20 protein-coding genes are annotated in these 23,672 nt (G+C 54.0%); 5 read left to right on the top strand and 15 right to left on the bottom strand.

Annotation, left to right across the window (positions count from 1 at the left end):
* Nucleotide 1: 1 nt before the first annotated feature.
* From murA to DXB92_RS06500, 15 genes are all read right to left on the bottom strand, one after another.
* On the bottom strand, nt 2-1,321 hold the full coding sequence (gene murA, locus DXB92_RS06570; RefSeq protein ID WP_117733260.1) for a UDP-N-acetylglucosamine 1-carboxyvinyltransferase: 1,320 nt from the start codon (nt 1,319-1,321) through the stop codon (nt 2-4).
* Nucleotides 1,322-1,416: 95 nt separating this feature from the next.
* The gene (gene murG, locus DXB92_RS06565; RefSeq protein WP_117733259.1) at nt 1,417-2,550 is read right to left on the bottom strand and encodes an undecaprenyldiphospho-muramoylpentapeptide beta-N-acetylglucosaminyltransferase; all 1,134 of its coding nucleotides are present in this window, start codon (nt 2,548-2,550) and stop codon (nt 1,417-1,419) included.
* Nucleotides 2,547-3,797 (bottom strand): putative lipid II flippase FtsW, encoded by a 1,251-nt coding sequence (gene ftsW / locus DXB92_RS06560; RefSeq protein WP_242986611.1) that lies wholly within the window; start codon nt 3,795-3,797, stop codon nt 2,547-2,549. The genes murG and ftsW overlap by 4 nt, the downstream gene beginning before the upstream one ends.
* 18 nt (nt 3,798-3,815) lie before the next feature.
* Entirely contained in the window at nt 3,816-4,844 is a 1,029-nt protein-coding gene (gene mraY / locus DXB92_RS06555; RefSeq protein ID WP_021682576.1) for a phospho-N-acetylmuramoyl-pentapeptide-transferase, read from the bottom strand.
* Nucleotides 4,828-6,210: a UDP-N-acetylmuramoyl-tripeptide--D-alanyl-D-alanine ligase gene (gene murF / locus DXB92_RS06550; protein WP_117733258.1), complete on the bottom strand. Its 1,383-nt coding sequence runs from the start codon at nt 6,208-6,210 to the stop codon at nt 4,828-4,830. Before murF ends, mraY begins: the two co-directional genes overlap by 17 nt.
* Nucleotides 6,211-6,234: 24 nt before the next feature.
* Nucleotides 6,235-7,677, bottom strand: coding sequence for a UDP-N-acetylmuramoyl-L-alanyl-D-glutamate--2,6-diaminopimelate ligase (locus DXB92_RS06545; protein WP_040647780.1), 1,443 nt, complete (start codon nt 7,675-7,677; stop codon nt 6,235-6,237).
* Nucleotides 7,678-7,914: 237 nt separating this feature from the next.
* Complete coding sequence (locus tag DXB92_RS06540; protein WP_117733257.1) at nt 7,915-10,401, bottom strand: penicillin-binding transpeptidase domain-containing protein; 2,487 nt, start codon at nt 10,399-10,401, stop codon at nt 7,915-7,917.
* A gap of 315 nt (nt 10,402-10,716) precedes the next feature.
* Nucleotides 10,717-11,181, bottom strand: a complete 465-nt coding sequence (locus DXB92_RS06535; protein WP_021682580.1) for a hypothetical protein — start codon at nt 11,179-11,181, stop codon at nt 10,717-10,719.
* Between the two features lie 3 nt (nt 11,182-11,184).
* Nucleotides 11,185-12,111 (bottom strand): 16S rRNA (cytosine(1402)-N(4))-methyltransferase RsmH, encoded by a 927-nt coding sequence (gene rsmH / locus DXB92_RS06530; RefSeq protein ID WP_117733256.1) that lies wholly within the window; start codon nt 12,109-12,111, stop codon nt 11,185-11,187.
* Nucleotides 12,112-12,120: 9 nt separating this feature from the next.
* A complete protein-coding gene (gene mraZ / locus DXB92_RS06525) occupies nt 12,121-12,603 on the bottom strand; it encodes a division/cell wall cluster transcriptional repressor MraZ (protein ID WP_242986610.1) in 483 nt (160 codons plus the stop codon).
* Nucleotides 12,604-12,798: 195 nt separating this feature from the next.
* Nucleotides 12,799-13,998, bottom strand: coding sequence for an elongation factor Tu (gene tuf / locus DXB92_RS06520; protein WP_021682583.1), 1,200 nt, complete (start codon nt 13,996-13,998; stop codon nt 12,799-12,801).
* 133 nt (nt 13,999-14,131) lie between these two features.
* A complete protein-coding gene (gene fusA / locus DXB92_RS06515) occupies nt 14,132-16,207 on the bottom strand; it encodes an elongation factor G (protein WP_021682584.1) in 2,076 nt (691 codons plus the stop codon).
* 33 nt (nt 16,208-16,240) lie between these two features.
* Nucleotides 16,241-16,711 carry a 30S ribosomal protein S7 gene (gene rpsG, locus DXB92_RS06510; protein ID WP_021682585.1) on the bottom strand — a complete coding sequence of 157 codons (471 nt, stop codon included), beginning with the start codon at nt 16,709-16,711 and terminating at the stop codon, nt 16,241-16,243.
* Nucleotides 16,712-16,939: 228 nt separating this feature from the next.
* A complete protein-coding gene (rpsL, locus tag DXB92_RS06505) occupies nt 16,940-17,362 on the bottom strand; it encodes a 30S ribosomal protein S12 (RefSeq protein WP_021682586.1) in 423 nt (140 codons plus the stop codon).
* Between the two features lie 206 nt (nt 17,363-17,568).
* Nucleotides 17,569-19,191, bottom strand: coding sequence for an oligosaccharide flippase family protein (locus tag DXB92_RS06500; RefSeq protein WP_117733255.1), 1,623 nt, complete (start codon nt 19,189-19,191; stop codon nt 17,569-17,571).
* Between the two features lie 292 nt (nt 19,192-19,483).
* On the opposite strand from DXB92_RS06500, the gene DXB92_RS06495 reads away from it, so the two are divergent.
* From DXB92_RS06495 to DXB92_RS06475, 5 genes are all read left to right on the top strand, one after another.
* Complete coding sequence (locus DXB92_RS06495; protein ID WP_117733254.1) at nt 19,484-20,680, top strand: PLP-dependent aminotransferase family protein; 1,197 nt, start codon at nt 19,484-19,486, stop codon at nt 20,678-20,680.
* 113 nt (nt 20,681-20,793) lie between these two features.
* The gene (locus tag DXB92_RS06490) at nt 20,794-21,318 is read left to right on the top strand and encodes a hypothetical protein (protein ID WP_117733253.1); all 525 of its coding nucleotides are present in this window, start codon (nt 20,794-20,796) and stop codon (nt 21,316-21,318) included.
* Between the two features lie 21 nt (nt 21,319-21,339).
* Nucleotides 21,340-22,164, top strand: coding sequence for a nucleoside triphosphate pyrophosphohydrolase (gene mazG, locus DXB92_RS06485; RefSeq protein WP_242986609.1), 825 nt, complete (start codon nt 21,340-21,342; stop codon nt 22,162-22,164).
* Nucleotides 22,151-22,396, top strand: coding sequence for an RNA-binding S4 domain-containing protein (locus tag DXB92_RS06480; protein WP_021682593.1), 246 nt, complete (start codon nt 22,151-22,153; stop codon nt 22,394-22,396). Before mazG ends, DXB92_RS06480 begins: the two co-directional genes overlap by 14 nt.
* A 545-nt stretch (nt 22,397-22,941) precedes the next feature.
* Complete coding sequence (locus DXB92_RS06475; protein WP_117733251.1) at nt 22,942-23,649, top strand: sugar transferase; 708 nt, start codon at nt 22,942-22,944, stop codon at nt 23,647-23,649.
* The last annotated feature ends 23 nt before the right edge of the window (nt 23,650-23,672 follow it).

The following is a 23,672-nucleotide window of genomic DNA, read 5'->3' as shown; positions in this document are numbered from 1 at the left end:
CTCACTTCTTTTCTATCCGACACGTTTTGGTGTCTGTTCTGCCGGCGGATTCCGATACAGGGGCAGTTTCCACGCGGAAAATTTTTGCCCCAACGCCCTGCAATGTCTGCTCGATCGCCTCATATCCGCGGTCAATGTGTGCGATCTGCCGCACCTCTGTTTTCCCCTGTGCTCCCAGCCCCGCCAGCACCATGGCAGCTCCGCCCCGCAAATCAGTGGCGGCAACGGAAGCACCGCTAAGAGAACGCACACCGGTAACTACGGCAATTCTGCCGGACACGCGAATTTTCGCCCCCATTTTCACGAGAGCGTCCACATGACGATAGCGGTTCTCGAAGATGTTTTCTTCCAGCACGCTGACACCGTCCGCCAGACTCAGCATTGCCATAAAAATCGCCTGTGCGTCAGTGGGAAAGCCGGGGTGGGGCATGGTGCGGAGAAACGGCACCGCCCGCAGCCGCCGCGGTGCCAGCAGGTGCAGCCGATCCGGTTCTGGAAATACCCGACAGCCGATCTGTTCCAGCACAGGGAGCATATTCTCCATAGGCTGAGTGCTGACACCACGCAGGCACAGCGTCCCGCCGGTAATTGCCGCCGCCCCCAGATAGGTCACACCGGCAATGCGGTCGGGCATGATCGTATGACGGCTGCCCCGCAGCTTCCGGACACCGGAGATCACAATGGTGCTTTCGCCGTCGCCGGAGATGTCTGCCCCGCAGCCTCGCAGGAATGCCGCCAGATCGCAGATCTCCGGTTCTCTTGCCGCATTATGCAGCACCGTTCTGCCCTCTGCCAGCACCGCCGCCAGCATGACATTTTCCGTAGCCCCCACCGAGGGGAACGGCAGGTGTATGCCTGCTCCGTGCAGTCCCTCCGGTACGGTGCAGTCCAGCTGTCCCCCATGTACAGAAAAATGTGCACCCATTTGCCGCAGGGCATCTAAGTGCATATCAATGGGACGGGGACCCAACTCACAGCCGCCGGGATAGGAAAGATGACAGCTGCCGGAGCGTCCCAGCACAGCCCCCAGAAAAATGATCGAAGACCGCATCTCCTGCATCAGCACTTCGGGGATCGTATCCGCACACAAGTCCCGCACCTGTACTGTCACGGTATGTTCCTGCACGGTGCACCGGCAGCCCAGATGCGTCAGGATCCGGCATGCCGCAAACACATCTGTCAGGCGGGGACAATTTTCCAGAACCGTTTCGCCGTCACAAAGCAGTGTTCCCGCCAGAATGGGCAGGGCACTGTTTTTTGCCCCATGGAGAAAAATTTCTCCCTCCAGCGGTTTGCCGCCCTCAATCACCAGTTTTTGCAAACTGCATCACCTCTTTTTATTTTCAGTGTATGCAGTTTCGACAGAATTGGTGAAATGTGCAGGCAGGCGGGCTTTCTACAGTGTTTCCCGCGGTCTTACTTGGATTTTGCTTTCTGATATAGCTGGGCGACCACGTTCCAGATGCGGTCGTCCGTGTCTGCAATTTCCAGCGACTTCGCCTTGTGCCCCATTTCCGTCAGGCGTTCCCGATCGGCATAGAGCTGTTCCACTTCTGCAATGATGCGTTCCGGCGAAACGTCCTTCTGTTCAATGACCACAGCCGCACCGGCATCGCCCAGCACATTGGCGTTGTGCAGCTGGTGATTGCCGGTGACGATGGGGGACGGGATCAGAATGGAACCCCGTCCGGCAGCCTCCAGTTCCGCCAGCGTGGACGCACCGGAACGGCAGATGACCAGATCTGCCGCCGCCAGACAAACGTCCATGTCATTGATGTATTCCGTGATTCGCAGACGGTCGCCTTTCAGCGGAATGCCTGCCGCAGCCATTGCCTTGGGGAAGGTTTCCTTTCCCATGCCGCCGTAGCCGTGAATGTGGTTGATCGACAGCCCCTTCTGCACGTGCCACGGGATCACCTTTGCCATTGCTTCGTTGATGCAGCCTGCTCCCAGACTGCCGCCGAACGAGAGAATGCACATACCGTCATCAAAGCCCAGCTGCTTCCGTGCTGCGGCTCTGTCCATGCCGGAAATGCCGCCACGCACCGGCAGACCGGTGACGGTATACGGACAGTTCAGGTGGAAGAATTCCAACGCCTTTTCCACAGTCAGCATCACGTGGTCTACTTCCTTTGCCAGCATCTTGTTGGTGACACCGGGGAATGCGTTCTGCTCGTGAATGGCACAGGGAATCCCCATGCGGGCTGCGGCGTGGAGGATCGGTCCTGCCACATAGCCGCCGGTGCCAATGGCAATGTCCGGCTGGAACTGCTTCAGGATCTGCTTGGCACGGTGCTGCGAAGTTGCCAGATAATACACCGCCTTACAGTTCCGGCGAATATTTTTCAGCGTCAGCTTCCGCTGAAAGCCTGCCACATGCATGGTTTCCATCGGATACCCCGCCGCCGGCACCAGACGTGCCTCCATGCCGTTAGGCGTTCCCACAAACAGGAACTCTGCGGACGGGTCATGTTTTTTGATGATCGAGGCAATGGCAAGTGCCGGATTGATATGACCGCCGGTGCCGCCTCCTGCTAATAATACTTTCACGCGTTACCTCCCTGCAGCTGTACTTCTGCCTGTGGTGCTCTCTCCGCTGCCGGTACCCGCTGGGGCGACTGATACCGTACACGGGAGATGTTCAGGACAATGCCCATTTCCGCCAGCTGCAAGATCAACGCCGTGCCGCCGTAGCTGAAAAAGGGCAGACTGATACCCGTATTGGGGATCAGGTTGCTGACAACCGCAATGTTGAAAAATGCCTGTAGTCCGATATGAGATGTCAGACCAATTGCCATTAACATGCCGAACTTATCCTTGGCACGCATAGCAATATAGAATCCGCGAATGACCAGCAGGGTAAACAGCAGCACTACTGTGAGTGCTCCCACCAGCCCCAGTTCCTCGCAGACGATAGAGAATACAAAGTCGTTTTTGGTTTCCGGCAGGTACAGATACTTCTGGCGGGATTCCCCCAGTCCCAGACCGAACAGTCCGCCGGAGCCAATGGCGATCAGGGACTGACAGGTCTGCCATGTATTGCCCTGACTGTCTGCAAACGGATCTACCCATGACTGGATACGCTTCTGAATGTAGTCGTAGTTGCGGGACATGATCGAAACCAACAGCAGAGCACCTGCCGCACCGATAACACCGATCAGCAGAAACTGCTTGAGATTGACACCGCCCACAAAAATCAGAATGATACAAGTCATGACGATCAGAGCCGTTGCAGAGATGTGCGGTTCCTTGATGAGCAGTGCCGCAGGTACCAGCAGTGCCAGCAGCATCGGCAGCATGCCCCGCAGGAAATACCGCATGTTGTCATAGTTCTTGGTGATGACATAGGAGTAGAAGATCACCATGCCGATCTTCATGGTTTCCGAAGGCTGAAAGTTGAAACTGCCAATGGCGATCCAGCGGGTCGCACCGCCGTCAGTAACGCCGATTCCCGGAATAAACACCATGACCAGCAGGATCAGCGGCAGCACATACGCACCGATCGCGATCAGTTTTTTCTGAAAGAAATGATAGTCCACCATGCACAAAAACAGCATCAGCACCAGACCCAGTCCGGCATTTTTCATCTGGCTGACGGCATAGTAAGAACCCTCTTTTCCCTCGGCAATTGCCCACGCATAGCTGGCGGAGAACATCATGACAATGCCCATGACCAGCAGTGCAATGACAATGAGGAAAAACGGCAGATCGACTTCCCCGTACTGTACCCCACGCCTCCAGAAAAGCTGCATATCCCCCAGTCTGCGTTTTTTTCCGGCAGTTTCTTTTTCCGCCATATAGAACCTCCTTCTGCCTTACAGCAGTACCAGCAGCAGTCCGCACAGTCCGGTAACTGCACCGAACAGCGAAAATGTGATCACAATTTTATACTCACTGAATCCGCTCATCTCAAAGTGATGGTGGATCGGTGTCATCTTGAAGATGCGGCGGCCTTCGCCGTACTTCTTCTTGGTATACTTGAAATAAGTCACCTGGATCATAACGGACAGTGCTTCCAGAATGTACACCAGAGCCACCAGGATCATGCTCAGGTGCTGGTGGCTTGCCAGTCCGATAGCTGCCACAGAGGCACCCAGATACATCGAGCCGGTGTCCCCCATGAAGCACTTCGCCGGGTGCAGGTTCCACACCAGAAAGCCCAGACAGCCGCCTGCCAGTGCCATGGTAAACAGGGTGTAGCAGCCCATTTGCAGCTTGCTGCAAATCAGGGTAAAGATCAGCATTGCCACCAGTGTCACCGTGCCGCACAGACCGTCCACGCCGTCAGTCAGGTTCACCGCATTGGTCAGGTACAGAATTACCAGCACCATCAGCGGATAGTAGAACCACGAGATGTTGAACCGGACAAAGCCCAGATCAATATGGGTGTCCCGATCGCCCAGCCAGTACATTGCCGCCAGCCACAGCACTGCTGCCACCACTTGCAGTACGATCTTCTGCATAGGCTTCAGCCCCTCGTTCTGCTTCTTGGCAACCTTTGCGAAGTCGTCGATAAAGCCGATCACGCCGAACAGCAGGCAGAAGATCATGCAGCTCAACAGCCGCAGTGCCTCCCGATTACTGAATGTGGAAACGAAATCGGTGGTACCGAAAAAGCGGTACAGGGCATAGCCCACCGCGGTGGCAATGATGCTGCCGAAAATGAACAGCAGTCCGCCCATCGTAGGCGTACCCTGCTTGTTGGCGTGCCAGCTGGGACCGAAGTCCACCTTAATGGGCTGCCCGAATTTCAGCTTGTGCAGCCACGGCAATAGTGCTTTTCCTCCGAGGGCTGCCACGACAAACGCCAGCAGTCCCACCAATATGTTAATCCAGAACGGCATGATCTGCGTCCTCCTCCTGCTCAAAAATCACATCGATACAATCCTCTAGGTGCATGCCGCGGCTTGCCTTGAACAAGATCACATCATTGGGACGGAGATACTGCCGGATCACGCGGCAGAGTTCCCGTTTGTCCTCGGTGTGATACACGGCAACTTCCTGCATTGCGGCACGCTGTGCCAGATAAAAAGATTCTTTCCCGTAGCAGAACAGAGCGTCCACTTCACTTTCTGCTGCCATATCGCCTACCAGTGTGTGCAGCTGGCGGGACATTTCGCCCAGTTCCAGCATATCCCCCAGCACGGCGATTCGTCTGCCCTTGCACGGCAGATCCCGCAGCACAGTCAGAGCTGCTTTCATGGAGTCAGGGCTGGCATTATAACAGTCTGCAATAATGGTATATGCACCCCGCCGGTAAATATTCTGCCGCAGTCCTACGGTGTGATACTGCTCCAGACCCTTGCAGATCTGTTCCGGTGCAATGCCTGCCAGCCGTCCCACGCAGAACGCCGCAAGGGCATTCATTACGTTGTGGTCACCGGCACAGGGCAGTTCCACCGGATAGGTGCTGCCGTCCTGTGCCAGAATGGAAAAGCTGGTGGACTGTGCCTTTCGCTCCACGTCTGCCGCACGGACATCAGCCTTTTCGCTGTGCATGCCGTAGGTGATGACCGGACGGGAGAGCTCCCGCTTCAGCGGTGCCAGCAGCGGATCATCGCCGTTGACCACCAGCGGAGCATCTGCCGCCATGCCGTCCTGGATCTCCAGCTTTGCCTGCCGGATCCCCTCCTGTGTCTTGAGGTTTTCGATGTGGGAATAGCCGATGTTGGTAATGACACCAATGCTGGGTTCGGCTGTCCGTGCCATGCGGCTGATCTCGCCGAAGTGGGACATGCCCATTTCAATGACTGCCGCCTGATGACAGTCCTCCAGCCCCAGCAGTGTTTTCGGCTGTCCGATCTCGTTGTTCAGATTGCCCTGTGTTTTCAGAGTGCAGAACTGGGATTCCAGTACGCAGGCGATCATTTCCTTGGTGGTCGTCTTTCCCACGCTGCCGGTGATGCCCACCAGAATCGGGTGAAATTTCTCCCGATAGAACCGTGCGATCTGCTGCAATGCCCGACCGGTGTCCTTCACCACCAGACAGGGACAGTCCCCCACCTGCCGGTCTGTGACGGCTGCCACGGCTCCCGCCGCGATCGCCTGTTCCACAAAAGCGTGGCCGTCAAATTTTTCCCCACGCAGTGCCACGAACAGACAGCCTGCCGGCAGGTCACGGGTGTCTGTGCTGACACAGGTGATCTCTGCCTCTACCGGCACAGCACAGTGCAGCACCGCTTCCAACTCTGACAATTTCCAAGGTTTCATGTACAATATATCCCCCAGTCCTATTTATCGCTTCGGTACCAGCGGCAGGCACTCCCGCACGATTTCCCGTTCGTCCATATGAATATGTACGCCGCCTTTCAGTACCTGATAATCCTCATGGCCTTTTCCGGCAAGCACAATGACATCTTCCGGCTGTGCCAGCTGCATGCTCCGCAGAATGGCTTCCTTTCGGTCTGTTACGACCTCATAGGGCACATCGCTGTCAGTGAGTCCGGCGAGAATGTCGGCAATGATCGCCTCCGGCTCCTCATCTCTGGGGTTGTCGGAAGTGACCACCAGAAAATCAGCATACTTCGCCGCAGCCTTTGCCATTTTCGGACGCTTTGTGGCATCGCGGTTGCCGCCGCAGCCGAACAGACAGATCAGTCTGCCTTTGGTGTATTCCTTGACACTGCGGAGAATATTTTCCACAGCGTCCGGCGTGTGGGCATAGTCGCAAATCACGGTGAAGTCCCGTCCGGTGGGGATCACTTCGCAGCGGCCCCGCACACCGGTGCAGGTTTCCAGAGCCTTGCGGACATCGTCCACCGACATACCCACGGCACAGCATGCAGCCACCGCTGCCAGTGCATTGGACACGTTGAACATGCCGGTCAGGTGCAGGTCTACCGGATAGGACTTTCCACCGCAGCACAGCCAGAAGCTGGTGCCGTCTGCTCGCAGCTTAATGGCATCGGCGTAGAAATCTGCCTGATTACTGCTGCCATAGGCGATTTTCGGGCAGGTCACTTCGCTGTACAGCCGCTTGCCGTAGTCATCGTCTGTATCGATCACTGCCGTATCACACCGGCTGAACAGCAGTTTCTTTGCCTGATAATAATTTTCCATGGTGCCGTGATAGTCCAGGTGATCCTGCGTCAGGTTGGTAAACACCGCCGCCGCGAAATGGGTTTCGCCGATCCGCTGCTGCACCAGCCCGAAAGAAGAAACCTCCATGACCACATCATCACAGCCAGCCTCTGCCATTTTCGCATACAGAGCCATCAGGTCGTAGACAAACGGCGTGGTGTTGTCGGTGTGGACGATCTCGTCCCCGATCTCGTTCTGAATGGTACCGATCAGCCCCACTTTTCTGCCGTTTTCCGTGAGAATATGCTTGATGAGATTGGTGATCGTGGTCTTGCCGTTGGTACCGGTGACACCAATGAAACGCATTTTCCGTTCCGGATGCCCGAACCATGCGGCACAGAGTTTTCCGTACAGGGCACGGGTGTCCTCGGTGAGGATCTGCCGGTCGCCCAGTCCCAGATCATGATCTACCAGAACCGCCGCGGCTCCCTTTTCCAGAGCCTCCGCTGCGGCAGTGTGTCCGTCAAAGCGTTCACCCCGAATGCAGGCGAACACCATACCGGACTGCACCTTTCTGGAATCGTCCGTCAGTCCGGTGATCTCCAGATTCTCCAGACTGGTTTTCGCATTGTCTTCCAAAAGCGTATACAATTGCATTTCTCTCATCCTTTCTGTGTGTGAAGGCATGATTCTCAAATTTACATCTATGGAAACACTGAATAAAGCTTGTGCGTAAGATGCGTAGTCAGATTTTTCGGCAGATTGCATAGAAATTCCGCAGGCATACTGTCGTATGGCAAGGGATTTCTGGGCAATATGACGGAAAATCTGCACGCAGATTGCGTGTAAAGCCGTCAGGCGGGCTTTATTCAGTGATTCCTTTATCTATAACGATCAGTCCGTTGCCTCACCGGCGGACAGTGTCAAAGTCACTGACGAACCACGCTGGATCTGGGTGCCCTCCGGTACGGACTGGCTCTTGACCAGTGCACCCTCGCTGCTGGCAGAAGCACCCACCAGAGCGTAGTTCAAGCCATAGTATGCCATGGTTTCATTCGCCTGTGAAGCCGTCATGCCCACCAGATTCGGTACGGAAACCAGATCCGGTGTTGCATTCTGCTCGGTATACAGCAGCACCTTGCCGCCCTTGACTACGCTGGTGCCGGTCGTCGGGGACTGGGAAACCACAGAAGAACCGCTGCCGACAACTTCATACGTCAGCCCCAGCTGTTCCAGTGTGGATTTCGCCGTATCCAGCGTTGCATCTTGCAGCAGCGGAACACTGACGTTCATTTCCTTGGCTTCCTCGTCAGTATACTCCGGATAGAAGCCCATGTACGGAAGAATTTCTTCCATGATCTCCTGTGCATAGGGCGTTACGACCTTGGAACCGTAGTAGCCGATTTCCGGATTCGGATAGTCCGCCTGAATCAGCATAATGAGTTCCGGATCTTCCGCCGGTGCAAAGCAGCAGTACGATGCCACATAGTCATCTTCGATGTCTCTGGTGGCACGAATTTCCGCTGTACCGGACTTACCGCCGATGCGATAGCCCTGAATATAGGCATTGTGAGAGGGGTTGGAGGAAACGACTGCCTCCAGCTGTTCCCGCATGGTCTGAGAGGTTTCTTCCGAAACGATCTGCCGCTTCACCGTTCTGGTATTTTGCAGCACGGTATTGCCGCTGCTGTCTATTACATGGTCTACCACATACGGTTCAACCACATAGCCGCCGTTGATCGCCGCAGAGTACGCGGTAATCAGTTCCAATGCCGTGGTTTCGTTGGTCTGTCCGTATGCACCGGAAGCCAGATCGACCTGTGTCATTTTATCCTCAGGTACGACCACGCTGGAAACCTCGCCCGGCAGATCGATGCCGGTCTTTTCCGTCAGACCGAAGCCCTGCAAATAATAGCTGAACTTCTGCACGCCCAGCCGCAGACCAATTTCCATAAAGGCAGGGTTGCAGGAGTTAGTCAGTGCCTGTGTGAACGTCTGCGAGCCGTGACCGGAACGCAGCGAGCAGCCGATTTTCGCGTCCTGTACCTGCAAATAGCCGGAGCAGAAGAACGTGTCGCTGTTCAGATCGATCAGGTTTTCCTCAAACGCCGATGCCGAAGTTACAATTTTGATGGTAGAACCCGGCGGGTTGATCTCACTGATCGACTTGTTCCGCCACTGTTTTTCTCTGGCTTCCAGATATGCGTCCTGATACTCCGATTCCGGCAATTCTTTCAGCTGTGCCGCCACAACGGGATCGTAGATCTCCGAGGGATTGTTCAGGTCGAAAGACGGGCAGGTCGCCATGGCGTAGATCGCACCGGTTTTCGGGTTCATGATGATGCCGGTGGCACGGTCGTTGACCTCGAATTTCTCCACCATTTCCGACATGCTCTTTTCCAGATAGTACTGCAAGGTGGAGTCCAGTGTCAGATACAGGGACGCACCGTCCTCCGCATCATAGGTGGTGGAATACCGGTAGGGCATTTCCTCGCCGTTGGCACTCTGTGCCGAAATGATTCTGCCGTCCACGCCGGAGAGGTAGTCGTTGTACTGATATTCCAGACCATACTGTCCGTCGCCGTCGCCGTTGGTGAAGCCGATAACTGCGGCTGCCAGTTCATTCTGGGGATAGTACCGCCGTGTGGTCGCCTCCTCGCCGATAAAGGACAACTTCAGTTTATCGAAATATGTGGTGATCTCGTCCGCCACATCTTTTTCCACTTGGGTTTTCAGCACGTAGTAGCGGCCGCTTTTGGTATAGGATTCCTCCAGCTCAGCCCGATCGATGCCCAGCGTTTCCACCAGAAATGTGGTGATGGACTGCTTCAGTTGATCCACGTCCACCAGATTTGCCGCTTCTTCGTTATTCTTCGCCGCAGTTTCTTCCTTTTTGGCGTTTGCCTTTTCGATCGCGTCCATTTCGTCCTGATATTGTTTGGGGTCGATGTACACGTTGTACACCGTTGCACTCCACGCCAGTGCCGTGCCGTTGGCATCATAAATGGCACCGCGGTTCGCCCGCAGGGTCATAGTACCGAAATGGTAGTTGTTCGCCAGCGTTTCGTACTTCTGGTTATCCACCACCGAAACTTTCAGCAGCTTTCCGGCAACTGCTGCACCGCAGACCACCAGAATGGTCATGCAGACCGCCGACCGGCGACGCATCACCGCAGATGCAGAACGAGGCTTTGCTTCTGTTTTCTTTTCCTTTTTTTCTTTCCGCTTTTTATGGATCATCTCCACGTGCAGCACACCTCCGTTTTCTGATACCCCGATGAACTTCTGCCGGCAGGCATTCGCCGCCGATGACATACCATTATAAATAGAATCAGGCAGGGAATCGTTACCATTACCCCGCCTGTTTCCACCGCCTGCCAAGACGGGAATTTCCCATTCTGCGGCAGCAAGTCTGCCTTGCCGCAAAATCAAACCTAGGGTGTGTTGACACGAAGCCTGACACGTGTCTTTTGGGGTGATTTTTCCCCGTTCGTCGTTAAAAATCCTTGCCGTGCGAAAGCACGCCTGCGAATTTTTGCCTAGAACGGAGAAAAATCACCTCACAAAATTCACATATCATTATCGTGTCAACACCCCCTAAGAAAACACTGCATAAAGCGTGTTTCCCGCATGCAGAAATGGGGGATCGTGATTCCGCAAAAGCCGCTGTCTGCCGCCTATCTCATTGTATGGCGGTCAGCCACGGAGATATGCTAAAATATCCTCACACTTGTGTTTGAGCCGAACGAAAATATTCTGCTCCTCCCCATCGATCTCTACGGTATCCTCTTTCTGAATCTCAATATATTGAATCTGGGACTGATCCAGTTTCTGGAGCCCCAGATGATTTTCCGCGTAATCCTTGATGTTGCGAATGGAAGCCTTGCCCTCCAGTTCCGTCTGCATCCGCACGTTTTCGCTGCGGAGGTTGCTCAGTTCCGAGTTGGCATCGGAGATGGACGAATAGACTTCGTTCAGCTGCATATAGCTGCTGATGACCTGACTGAACATCAACAGTGCCAGCACGCCGGCGATAAACACCTTAATGGCAGCACCCCGCTTTTCGGGGCTGAACCGGAACATCAAAAATCTGGTGGAAGTACTCTTTTTGCTGTCAGTTTCCGCAGGTTTTTCCGGTTGTTTTTTTGCGTTTCCTGCCATGAATCAGCGACTCCTTTCCAGAATCCGCAGTTTTGCACTACGGCTGCGGCTGTTCTGTTCCACTTCTTCCGCACTGGGTGCAATGGGCTTTCGGGAAACCAGCTTCGCCTCCGGCGTTCTGCCGCAGACACACTGGGGGAAATCCGGCGGGCAGATACAGCCCTGACACCACTGGGCAAACTGCCGCTTGACCATGCGGTCTTCCAGCGAATGGAACGTGATAACCGCCAGTCTGCCGCCCGGCTTCAGCACGGAAAATGCCGCTTTCAGCCCGTTTTCCAGATGTTCGAACTCCCCGTTTACCGCAATGCGGATCGCCTGAAACGACTTTTTACAGGGATTTTTCATGCGACGCACCTTTTGCGGCACACCGCTTTTGATAAGCTCTGCCAGTTCCAGCGTGGTATGAATGGGCTGTTCGGCTCTGGCACGGACGATATTGCGGGCAATGCTGCGGGCAAAAGATTCCTCCCCGTAGGTATAGAGAATACGGGAAAGTTCCTCCTCCGAAGCCGTATTGACCAGATCTTCCGCCGTCATGCCGGTCTGGCTCATACGCATATCCAGGGGTGCATCGTGATGATAGGAAAAACCGCGGGACTCCTCGTCCAGCTGGTGGGAAGAAACTCCCAAATCCAGCAGCACGCCGTCCACCGGCACATCGCCCATCTCCGTCAGCACCTCTGCCATTTCATCATAATTGTGGTGCACCACCGTTGCCGGATAAGGTGCCAGTCGCTGCGTTGCAACTTCCACAGCATCAGGGTCGCGGTCAAAACCGATCAGTTTTCCGCCTGCCGTCAGACGCTTTGCAATTTCCGTGGAATGTCCGGCTCCGCCTACGGTTCCGTCCACATAAATGCCGTCCGGACGAATTGCCAGTCCCTCCAGCACCTCATGCAGCAGCACGGGAATATGTACAAAATCCATAAGCTTCTCCTAAAATCCGATTTCTTCTAACGTTTGCAGCATTTCCCCGGGATCCCATGCGGCGTTCAGTGCTTCCCACCGAGCCCGATCCCAGATCTCTGCCTTGGTATTGGCACCAATGACCACAACATCTTTTTCCAGTCCGGCGAACTGCCGCAGATCCTGCGGAATCAGCACACGCCCCTGCTTATCCGGTGTCAGAACACCAGCTCCCGAAAAGAGCCACCGCCGAAGCTGTCCGCCCTTGGATTCCGGAATGGCAGCCACTTTTGCGGCAAGGCGTTCCCACTCCGCAGCGGAGCAGACCGTCAGACAGGGCTGATCCAGCCCCTTTGTCACATAAAATGTTGTGCCCAGAATCTCCCGCAGTTTCGTGGGGAAGTTCATGCGTCCCTTTGCGTCAATATTATGATAATATGTACCCATGAGGGAAGCCACAAACGCCGCCGCCTTTCTGCAAGAAGCTGCGGTTTTCCGTGAAAAACGTTCCACTTTCAGGGAATCCTCCCCACTTTTCACCGCTAGTTATTATTATACCGTATCTAACCCGAAATTGCAAGGCGGCAGCGGCAGAAAACGAAAAAAATATGCCAGAAAAAATGTGCTTTTTTTATACACCTTGCACAAACAAAAAAGGACGAGCCGAAGCCCGTCCTCTTTCAGAGAAACCGCAAAAATGCGATTCAATTATTCGTTAATTGCTGTAACGACACCAGAACCTACGGTTCTACCACCCTCACGGATAGCGAAACGCAGACCTTCTTCGATAGCGATCGGCTGAATCAGCTCAACGTCCATTTCAACGTTATCGCCAGGTGTGCACATTTCAACGTCTGCCGGCAGAGTGATGATACCGGTTACGTCAGTAGTTCTGAAATAGAACTGCGGTCTGTAGTTGTTGAAGAACGGTGTGTGACGGCCGCCTTCTTCCTTCTTCAGAACGTAAACCTGACCCTTGAACTTGGTGTGCGGGTGGATAGAACCCGGCTTGCACAGTACCTGACCACGTTCAACCTGGTCACGGGTGATACCACGCAGCAGTGCACCAACGTTATCGCCAGCTTCTGCGAAGTCCAGAGACTTACGGAACATTTCCAGACCGGTAACAACGGTGTTCAGCTTTTCTTCAGACAGACCAACGATTTCAACCGGTTCGTTAACGTTCAGCTTTCCGCGTTCTACACGACCGGTAACAACGGTACCACGGCCAGAAATGGTCATAGTATCTTCGATCGGCATCAGGAACGGCTTTGCATCGTCACGTTCCGGAGTCGGAATGTACTCGTCAACAGCGTCCATCAGTTCAATGATCGGCTTGTAAGCCGGATCGCTCAGATCGTCCGGAGCTTCCAGAGCAGCCAGAGCAGAACCAACGATGATCGGAGTGTCATCGCCCGGGAAGTCGTACTCGTTCAGAGTTTCACGAACGTCCATTTCAACCAGTTCCAGCAGTTCCGGATCGTCAACCTGGTCAGCCTTGTTCAGGAATACAACGATTGCCGGTACGCCTACCTGACGAGCCAGCAGGATGTGCTCCTTGGTCTGAGCCATCGGGCCGTCAGAAGCAGCAACTACCAGAATTGCACCGTCCATCTGAGCTGCACCAGTGATCATGTTCTTAACATAGTCAGCATGTCCCGGGCAGTCAACGTGAGCGTAGTGACGCTTGTCAGTTTCATACTCAACGTGAGCGGTGTTGATTGTGATACCACGTTCTCTTTCTTCCGGAGCCTTATCGATCATATCGTAAGCTTCGTACTGAGCCTGACCCTTCAGAGCCAGAGTCTTTGTGATAGCAGCAGTCAGAGTGGTCTTACCGTGGTCAACGTGACCAATGGTACCAATGTTTACATGCGGTTTGGTTCTTTCAAATTTAGCCTTTGCCATTGGAATAATCCTCCTCAATAATGAATTTTAATTCAGCGTAATGCACTTACGAGAAGTGTTACACATATTGTACCAGATTTCAAAGCAAATTGCAAGTCTTTTTTGAAAAAAACAGAGAATTTTTCAAAAAAGATTACTTCTTGCGGTCTGTCATGATCTTTTCAGCAATATTCTTCGGAACTTCCTGATAGCTGTGGGGTTCCATAGCATACTGACCACGGCCCTGTGTGTTGGAACGCAGGTCGCTGGTGTAGCCGAACATTTCAGACAGCGGCACCAGAGCGTCTACCTGTACAGAGCCCGGACGAGCTTCCTGACCCTGGATCTGTCCACGACGAGAGCTCAGGTCGCCGATAACGGTACCAGTGTAATCGTCCGGAACAGTAACGGAAACCTTCATGATCGGTTCCATCAGAATCGGCTGTGCCTGCTTCATTGCTTCCTTGAAAGCGATAGAGCCGGCAATCTTAAATGCCATTTCAGAGGAGTCGACTTCGTGATAAGATCCATCGTACAGTTCAACCTTTACGTCTACAACTTCATAGCCAGCCAGAATACCAGCCTGCATTGCACCGCGGATACCAGCGTCAACAGCCGGAATGTATTCCTTCGGAATTGCACCGCCGACAACCTTGTTGATGAACTCATAGCCCTTACCGGATTCGTTCGGAGCCACACGGATCTTAACGTGACCGTACTGACCGGAACCACCGGACTGCTTCTTGTACTTGTAGTCCACGTCAGCAGTACCCTTGATGGTTTCCTTATAGGATACCTGCGGAGCACCAACGTTTGCTTCTACCTTGAATTCGCGAAGCAGACGGTCTACGATAATGTCCAGATGCAGTTCGCCCATGCCGGCGATAATGGTCTGACCAGTTTCCTCGTCTGTCCAGGTACGGAAGGTCGGGTCTTCTTCTGCCAGCTTTGCCAGAGCGATACCCATCTTGTCCTGACCAGCCTTGGTCTTCGGCTCGATTGCCAGCTGGATAACCGGTTCCGGGAATTCCATGGATTCCAGAATAACCGGAGCCTTTTCGTCGCACAGAGTATCACCGGTGGTGGTGTTCTTCAGACCAACAACGGCAGCAATATCGCCTGCGTATACAGTTTCGATATCCTTTCTGTGGTTGGAGTGCATCTGTACGATACGTCCCATACGCTCCTTGTTGTCCTTGGTAGCGTTCAGGACAGTTGCACCAGCATTGACAGTACCGGAATATACACGGAAGAAGCACAGCTTACCAACGAACGGGTCAGTTGCGATCTTGAATGCCAGAGCAGCGAACGGTTCACTGTCGGAAGAATGACGGAACACTTCCTCGCCGGTTTCCGGATCTACGCCCTTGATGGACGGTACGTCCAGCGGGGACGGCATATAATCTACGATAGCGTCCAGCAGCTTCTGTACGCCCTTGTTACGATAAGAAGTACCGCAGGTAACCGGAACCATCTTGTTTGCGATGGTGGACTTACGGATGCATGCCTTGATCTCGTCGATGGTAATTTCTTCTTCGTTAAAGAACTTTTCCATCAGAGCGTCGTCCTGCTCTGCAACGTGTTCCATCAGTTCCTGATGATATTCTTCAGCCTTTTCCTTCAGGTCATCCGGAATTTCTTCTACGCGGATGTCCTTGCCCAGATCGTCATAGTAAACATAAGCCTTCATCTCAACCAGGTCAACGATGCCCTTGAACTCGTCCTCGGCACCGATCGGCAGCTGGATCGGAACAGCATTACACTTCAGGCGATCCTTCATCATGTTGATAACGTTGTAGAAGTCAGCACCCATGATGTCCATTTTGTTGACATAAACCATACGCGGAACCTGATACTTATCAGCCTGACGCCATACAGTTTCAGTCTGCGGTTCTACACCGCCCTTTGCACACAGTACGGTAACAGAACCGTCCAGTACACGCAGAGAACGCTCAACTTCTACAGTGAAGTCCACGTGTCCCGGAGTGTCGATGATGTTGATTCTGTGACCAGCCCAGTGAGCAGTTGTTGCAGCGGAAGTGATTGTGATACCACGTTCCTGTTCCTGTTCCATCCAGTCCATAGTTGCGGCACCCTCGTGGGTTTCACCGATCTTATGGTTGATACCGGTGTAGAACAGAATACGTTCTGTTGTTGTTGTTTTACCGGCATCGATGTGAGCCATGATACCGATATTTCTGGTTTTTTCCAGGGAACAATCTCTAGCCATAGATGATCCTCCTTATACAGCAGCACAAAGTGCTTACCAGCGGTAGTGTGCAAACGCCTTGTTTGCTTCTGCCATCTTGTGTGTATCGTCACGCTTCTTGCAGGCACCGCCGGTGTTGTTCAGTGCATCGAGAATCTCTCCTGCCAGACGCTCCTTCATGGTCTTTTCGTTCCGCAGTCTGGAATACTTGGTGATCCAACGCAGTCCCAGAGTCTGACGGCGTTCCGGACGAACTTCCATCGGAACCTGATATGTGGCACCGCCCATACGGCGAGCCTTAACTTCCAGAACAGGCATTACGTTGTCCATAGCCTCCTGGAACATTTCCAGTGCGTCCTTGCCGGTCTTTTCAGCGACAATATCAAATGCACCGTAAACAATCTTCTGGGCAACACCCTTCTTGCCGTCTACCATTACATTGTTGATAAGACGGGTTACGAGCTTGGAGTTGTAAATCGGATCCTCCAGCACGTCACGTTTTGCGATTTTACCTCTTCTTGGCATTTTCGCTTCCCTCCTTCACAATAATTCATGAATTCACAGGTACTCAATCGGGCGGAATTTCCGCCGACCGTAGGGCCAATGGAGAGGAATACGCCGGCACCCGAACTGGTGCCAATCTATATTCAAATCTCCACAGTTCCCGTGGTGATCTCAGTTTTCCTGTTACGCCGGAGCAGTTTTCACGCTGCCCCTGATTTTTGTCGGTAAGTTGCAGATCGAAAAAAGATCTTACTTCTTGCCAGCCTTCGGTCTTTTCGCACCGTACTTGGAACGAGCCTGCATTCTGTTTGCAACGCCCTGTGCGTCCAGAGTACCGCGGATGATGTGGTAACGTACACCAGGCAGGTCCTTTACACGACCGCCGCGGATCAGAACCACGCTGTGCTCCTGCAGGTTGTGACCGATACCCGGAATGTAAGAAGTTACCTCATAACCGTTTGTCAGCTTTACTCTGGCAATCTTTCTCATAGCGGAGTTCGGCTTCTTCGGTGTAGCAGTACGAACTGCGGTGCACACGCCTCTCTTCTGCGGAGAACTCTGATCGGTAGTAATCTTCTTCTTGGCATTATAGCCCTTCTGCAGTGCCGGTGCGGTAGACTTGTACTGCTGTACCTTTCTTCCCTTCCGAACCAACTGATTAAAAGTAGGCATAATTTTCCTCCTTTGCAAAAAAATGAATTTGCCGCAGCAGACAAGTCTGCCGCATGCTTTTCTATTTTATCACATTCAGTTTGCGTTGTCAACGCTTTTACAGAATTTTTACAAAATGCAGGCTTGTCTTGCGGAAACACGGTGTACTGTGTCCCCGCAGTTCCCGTTTTCAGAGCCAGTTGCCGCTTCACCACGCTGCCATACTATTATATAAGAGCCTTTCGTTTCCGGCAACGCATCAGCAGTCCCCACACTGCCAGATACACCAGACAGCCCACACCGGAAGCCGCTGCCGCCGAGAGCAGCATGCCCAGCGGCTGGGCATAGGTATGGCAGAGCCACGCCGCACCGGTACAGCACGCCGCCGCTGCCGCCGGCGGGAACAGTCCCCGCAGCAAGTGCAGCCGTACTCCCAGACAGCGGTGCAGCTGCCACAGGATCAGCAGCAGCAGCACCAGATAACACGCTGATGTAGCAATACCGGCACCGGTGATGCAGAACGCCGGACGGGACAGCAGCAGCAGATTCCCCGCCAGCTTCACCGCCACCCCTGCCAGCATGCACAGCACAGGGATCCCCGCCCTGCCGATACCCTGTAACACGCTGCACAGGGGAAATGTCAGGCACAGGCAGACCATGCCGGGGAGCAGTGTCCGGAGGGCTTCTGCGGCAATGGCAGCTTCTTCTGGTCTGCCGGCGTAAAGCAGATGCATCACCGGCTCCGCCAGCACCCACAGCCCGCCTGCCGCCGGAAACGCCATCGCCGCCGCGGCTCCGGTGACAGAGCGAACATGTGCCGCTGTGCCAAGGCAGTCCTGCTTCGCCCACAGTGCCGCCGCACAGGGCAGAGCACTTTTCCCCAGCATGTTGGTGACAGAGGGCACCAGATTGAACACAGTGATCGCCATACCGGTGAAAGAGCCGTAGACAAATGCCGGAAAATCCGGCTGGGCGGCAAATGCCCCGAATCTCTCCGCCAGTTCTGCCCCGTGGAACATCTGTACCCGTCCAAGGCAACGCATCATGGTCACCAGATCCAGCAGAGAGGTCAGGTTCGTCACCAGCGAGCCCAGTGCCACCGGAATCATTACGTAGAGCAGCCGCCGGAAAATCTGGGAAACAGGTGCCGCCGGACGGTCATCGCGGGGCAGTCGGGTATCCCGCCGCAGACCATGCAGCAGGAAGTACACCCACCCCAGCACCGTAGACAGCGTGACACCCAGCACGGCTCCCGCGGCAGCCAGTGCCGAAAGCGGCACTTCCGGCGGCACCCGGCGGCAGACGACCTCCGGATTCCGGAGCACCCACATGCACAGTGCCAGTCCGAAGCCCAGCTTCGCCACCGCTTCCAGTGCCTGCGACAACGCCGTGGGAGTCATGTTCTGCAAGCCCTCCCAGTAGCCACGTTCCACGGCAGTCAGGCAACCGAACAGTGCCGCCGGTGCAATGGCAAGCAGAGAGAACAGGGCATGGGGCTGGGCGGCGATCTGCGTGGCAAACGGCTCCGCCAGCAGAAACATGCACAGGCTGAGCAGCAGCCCCAGTGCCCCGCAGGCAAGCCGTGCCGCATGGTGGATCCGGCGGACTTCCGACCAGTGTTCCAGAGCCGCCGCACGGGAAACCGTCTGTGCCACGGCGGCAGACAGTCCGGTGATAGACAGAGCATACACCGGCAGCAGCAGCCCGTAGGCAGTGCTGAAATACCCCATGCCGGTGCCGCCCAGCACGTTGGTCAGCGGAATTTTGAAGCATGCCCCCAGCAGCTTGGCAGTCATGGCAGATGCCAGCAGCAGGGCAGAGCCTTTCCAGAACGATTGTTTTCGAAACATAGCTTTTTCTCCTGTCCTGAGAATGGAAACGCGTTGTGCAGTGCCGACTAGTATGGGGAACCAGCGAAGCTGGTGGAGGGATTCTATCGAAACTCATTATCCAGCGTTTCCGAAATTTTTGCACCGGATAGAAAAATTTATGTTGCCGAAAACGAAAATATGTGTTATAATAGAGAGGTAATGCCGTCAGAAGCGGCATTGTCCAACAGGAGCCTGCTGTGGCTCCAAAATCCTGTGCAGCAGGCGGATACTGTATCTGACCGCGACGCTGCCCGAAAGGAAGAATGTACCCATGCAATACAAATTTGCAGAAAATGTTGACGCATTGCAGCCCTCTGCGATTCGTGAAATTCTGAAATTCACCAGCATGCCCGGTGTGATCTCGTTTGCCGCCGGCAATCCTGCTCCGGAGGCGTTTCCGGTAGACACCATTCGGAAAATCTCCGCAGAACTGTTCGAAAAAGACCCGATTCTGGCGTTGCAGTATAACATCACGGAGGGATACCCGAAACTCCGCGATCTGCTGAAACAGCGTATGGCTGCACAGCAGTGCTTCGATGCAGATGCAGACGACCTCATCACCACCTCCGGTGCCCAGCAGGCAAATGAGCTTTCCTGCAAAGTGCTGCTGAACCGCGGTGACACCCTGTTCTGCGAAGCCCCCAGCTTTATCGGCTCCCTGAACGCGTTCCGTTCCTACGGTGTCGATCTGGTGGGCATTCCCATGGAACAGGACGGCATGGACTTGGCAGCAATGGAAGAAGCCGTCAAGGCAAGCAAGAGCCCGAAGCTGGTCTATGTCATTCCCAATTTCCAGAACCCCACCGGCAGAGTGATGTCGCTGGAAAAGCGAAAGGGGCTGTACGAGCTGGCATGCAAGTACGACTTCATCATTCTGGAGGACAACCCCTACGGTGACCTCCGCTTCGCCGGCAGCGACGTGCCTTCCATTAAGAGCATGGACACCGAACATCGCGTGATCTACTCCGGCACCTTCTCCAAGATTCTGGCTCCGGGACTGCGTGTGGGCTATGTCAGTGCCCCCAAGGAGATCATCGCCAAGATCACCGTCTGCAAGCAGGTTGCCGATGTGCACACCAACATCTGGGCACAGGCAGTGTGTGCGGAATTTCTGGAACGGACAGACATGGACACCTATCTGGAAAAACTGCGTGCGGTATACCGCCGGAAGTGCGACCTCATGGCAGACGGCATTCGCCGTCACTTCTCCGGCAAGGTACAGTGGGAAATGCCGCAGGGCGGTCTGTTCCTGTGGTGCACCCTGCCGGACGACTGCGACATGCCGGCGTTCTGCACCAAGGCAGTACAGGAGTACTCCATTGCCGTTGTCCCCGGAAACGCCTTTCTGGTGGACGAAACCGCCCCGACCACGTCGTTCCGCCTGAACTTCTCCACGCCGTCTGATGAACAGATCGTCAAGGGCATCGAGATCCTGGGCGGCATGACCAAGAAGATCCTGGGAGCATAAAGGAAACGCTGTCGCAGGGAAAAGCCAAGGCAATACCGCACAAAGATTGTGCAGTATTGCCCCAGCTTCCCTGCACATGACAAAAATGAAAAATTGAAAGGAATTCACATAAAATGGCACAGAAAAAAGAACATGTACAGACACATTATCTTCCCACCGAAAGCTATCTGGCAACCAGAGCCGCTGCTCTGCACTTTCCGGCAAAGCAGTTTGCGGACATGATTAACGACCAGAACAGCGTTTACGGCATGGTCATCGATATGCCGATCAACCCCGTTACCCTGTCCACACTGGTGGTATACATCAACGGTGCGGCAAACGTTTACTTCAACAACGGCGGCTCCTACACCGGTGCTTCCCAGCGGTATCAGACCGTGGTACAGGCCGGACGGCTGCTGGTGGCAAACGCTTCGAGAATCCTCGGCGAATGCAGTCAGACTACCTCTTTCCCGCTGCCCACTTCCCAGCCCCACCACCTGTATCTGCTGACCAAGAAGGGCATTTTCGAAAAGAAAGTCCTGCCCTCTGCCATCAAGGAAGAAAGCGAAGACATGCAGGCGATCTATTTCCTCTATCAGCAGGTCATGCGGGAACTTCGTTCCGCACAGCTGAAAGATCAGGCAATGTCCCAGAAGTAAACCGGAACGGAGGTGTTTCCTGTGATTCCATACGAAAAGAAAGAACACTATACCATTGACGATCTGGCGGAGATTGTGACGCTGCTCCGGAGCAAGGACGGCTGTCCGTGGGACAAGGTGCAGACGCATGAATCCATTCGTCCGGACCTGATCGAAGAAACCTATGAAGTCATCGAAGCCATTGACCAGAACGACCCCGAAATGCTGCGGGAGGAACTGGGCGATCTGCTGCTGCAGGTGGTGTTCCACAGCCGTATCGAAACGGAACAGGGACACTTTACACTGGACGATGTCTGCACAGACATCTGCAACAAGCTGATTATCCGGCACCCTCACGTGTTCAGCACGGTGCAGGCGGACACCACCGAAGAAGTCCTGAAAAACTGGGACACCATCAAGGAAGAAACCAAGCACCAGACCACCCGCACCCAGACACTGGAAGCTGTGGCAAAGACCCTGCCGGCTCTGATGCGTGCCCAGAAAGTCTGCAAGCGTGCCCTCAAGGGCAACAACCGCTTTCTGTGCAATGAATCCGTCCTCGCCAGCGTGACTGAATGCAAGCACACGCTGGAAGAAGCCATGCACATGGAAGATGCGGAGCAGATCACGCGGGCAATGGGCGAACTGCTGTTCTGCTGTGCCGGCATGGCTCAGACACTGGGGCTTTCGGCGGAACAGGTACTCACCGACACCACCAACCAGTTCATTGACTGTTTCCGTGCCATGGAGGAAAACTGCACCGCGGAAAAGCGGGAAATGGAAACCCTCTCCCACGGCGAGTGGAACGCCCTCTGGAAGAAAACCAAACAAAATTTAGAGGAGGAAGCGACCCATGCGGCTGGATAAATATCTGAAGATCTCCCGACTCATCAAACGGCGTACCGTTGCCAACGAAGCATGCGATGCCGGAAAGATTCTCGTAAACGACAAGGTAGCCCGTGCATCGTATGATGTCAAGGCGGGCGATGTCATCGAGATCCAGATGGGACAGAAGGCTCTGAAAGTCCGTGTAGAACAGGTGGCTGAAGTCGTCCGCAAGGAGGACGCTGCCGGTCTTTACGCCGTGGTTTCAGAGTGAGCAGAAGCAGCATCACAAAAAACAAGATCGGAAAGCGGACGGCATAGGCTGTCCGCTTTTTTGGTCACTATTTTCATAAACAAACCACAAACTTTCGGAAAATTTGTTTCCACTTTTGACTTTTTATTTTTCCGCAAAAGGCACCGCTGTGACAGCAGATGGTGCAAAACGTTCATTTTATGCAAACAAGTGTCTGTCTTCTGCAATCACATTTTTTCTTATACGTCTATAAAAAAACAAGGCATTTCGACGTTTTTTGTCCCGCAGGCATATTTGGGCAGGTTGCTATTCATTCAACCTAGAAATTTGCATAAAATGCACGAGGTTTTCACGGGAATCTTGGTACAATAGTACATTGACAATTTGCAACAGAAAATGCTATAATCTGAGTATAGATATTTCCGCACAAAACGGCGATGATTTTTTGTGCGGCATCGTCTGCAATTTGTGTATAAAGGGGAACATCACAGATTGACATGGAGTGTGCATGCACAAACACGTACACACAACAACGAAATCTATGAGAAAAAATGGAGGGAGTATTTATGGAAAATCTAGGTTATCTTCTGGAAGATGATGACATATCGCCTGCGGTGAAACGCCGCAGCAGAACCCAGACCGCAGCATCTGCACAGCTGGAAAACGTTTCGAAGACGTATCTGTTTGTCAAGCGTCTGGCAGACGTGGTGCTGTCATTTCTGGCAGTGATCGTGTTGAGCGTGCCCATGCTGCTGATCGCACTGGCAGTCTTTTTGCAGGACTTCCACAACCCAATCTTCAAGCAGCTGCGGGTGACCAAGGACGGTCGCTTTTTCACCATGTACAAGTTCCGCACCATGTGCGTGAATGCCGAACAAAAGCTGGAGGAGCTTCGTGCTATGAATGAAGCAGACGGTCCGGTCTTTAAGATGAAAAAGGATCCCCGTGTCACACCGATCGGCAGATTTCTGCGGAAAACCAGTCTGGACGAACTGCCGCAGTTTTTCAATGTACTGAACGGTTCCATGAGTTTGGTGGGACCGCGTCCGCCTCTTCCCAAGGAAGTGGAAAAGTACACACCGTACCAGATGCACCGGCTGGACGCAAAGGGCGGTATCACCTGCTACTGGCAGTGTTCCGGCAGAAGCAACATCATGTTTGACGAGTGGGTGGAACTGGATCTGAAGTACATTCGGGATCGTTCTTTCGCCACAGATGCAAAGATCTTGTTCCGTACCGTAGGGGCTGTTCTCCGGCGGGACGGTGCAGAATAAAGGCAACTTCACAGAAAATACGA

Source organism: Ruminococcus sp. OM06-36AC, assembly GCF_003438725.1.
In the GTDB taxonomy this organism is placed as follows: Bacteria; Bacillota; Clostridia; order Oscillospirales; family Ruminococcaceae; genus Ruminococcus_C; species Ruminococcus_C callidus.
This window is presented reverse-complemented; position numbering and strand designations above follow the sequence as displayed.

What these genes read in the sequence shown, in the direction of transcription:
- fusA (WP_021682584.1), bottom strand. Translation starts at nt 16,207, where the DNA reads ATGGCTAGAGATTGTTCCCTGGAAAAAACCAGAAATATCGGTATCATG.
- DXB92_RS06495 (WP_117733254.1), top strand. Translation starts at nt 19,484, where the DNA reads ATGCAATACAAATTTGCAGAAAATGTTGACGCATTGCAGCCCTCTGCG.
- tuf (WP_021682583.1), bottom strand. Translation starts at nt 13,998, where the DNA reads ATGGCAAAGGCTAAATTTGAAAGAACCAAACCGCATGTAAACATTGGT.
- DXB92_RS06500 (WP_117733255.1), bottom strand. Translation starts at nt 19,191, where the DNA reads ATGTTTCGAAAACAATCGTTCTGGAAAGGCTCTGCCCTGCTGCTGGCA.
- DXB92_RS06475 (WP_117733251.1), top strand. Translation starts at nt 22,942, where the DNA reads ATGGAAAATCTAGGTTATCTTCTGGAAGATGATGACATATCGCCTGCG.
- rpsL (WP_021682586.1), bottom strand. Translation starts at nt 17,362, where the DNA reads ATGCCTACTTTTAATCAGTTGGTTCGGAAGGGAAGAAAGGTACAGCAG.
- DXB92_RS06490 (WP_117733253.1), top strand. Translation starts at nt 20,794, where the DNA reads ATGGCACAGAAAAAAGAACATGTACAGACACATTATCTTCCCACCGAA.
- DXB92_RS06535 (WP_021682580.1), bottom strand. Translation starts at nt 11,181, where the DNA reads ATGGCAGGAAACGCAAAAAAACAACCGGAAAAACCTGCGGAAACTGAC.
- murF (WP_117733258.1), bottom strand. Translation starts at nt 6,210, where the DNA reads ATGAAACCTTGGAAATTGTCAGAGTTGGAAGCGGTGCTGCACTGTGCT.
- DXB92_RS06545 (WP_040647780.1), bottom strand. Translation starts at nt 7,677, where the DNA reads ATGCAATTGTATACGCTTTTGGAAGACAATGCGAAAACCAGTCTGGAG.
- mraY (WP_021682576.1), bottom strand. Translation starts at nt 4,844, where the DNA reads ATGCCGTTCTGGATTAACATATTGGTGGGACTGCTGGCGTTTGTCGTG.
- rpsG (WP_021682585.1), bottom strand. Translation starts at nt 16,711, where the DNA reads ATGCCAAGAAGAGGTAAAATCGCAAAACGTGACGTGCTGGAGGATCCG.
- DXB92_RS06480 (WP_021682593.1), top strand. Translation starts at nt 22,151, where the DNA reads ATGCGGCTGGATAAATATCTGAAGATCTCCCGACTCATCAAACGGCGT.
- rsmH (WP_117733256.1), bottom strand. Translation starts at nt 12,111, where the DNA reads ATGGATTTTGTACATATTCCCGTGCTGCTGCATGAGGTGCTGGAGGGA.
- ftsW (WP_242986611.1), bottom strand. Translation starts at nt 3,797, where the DNA reads ATGGCGGAAAAAGAAACTGCCGGAAAAAAACGCAGACTGGGGGATATG.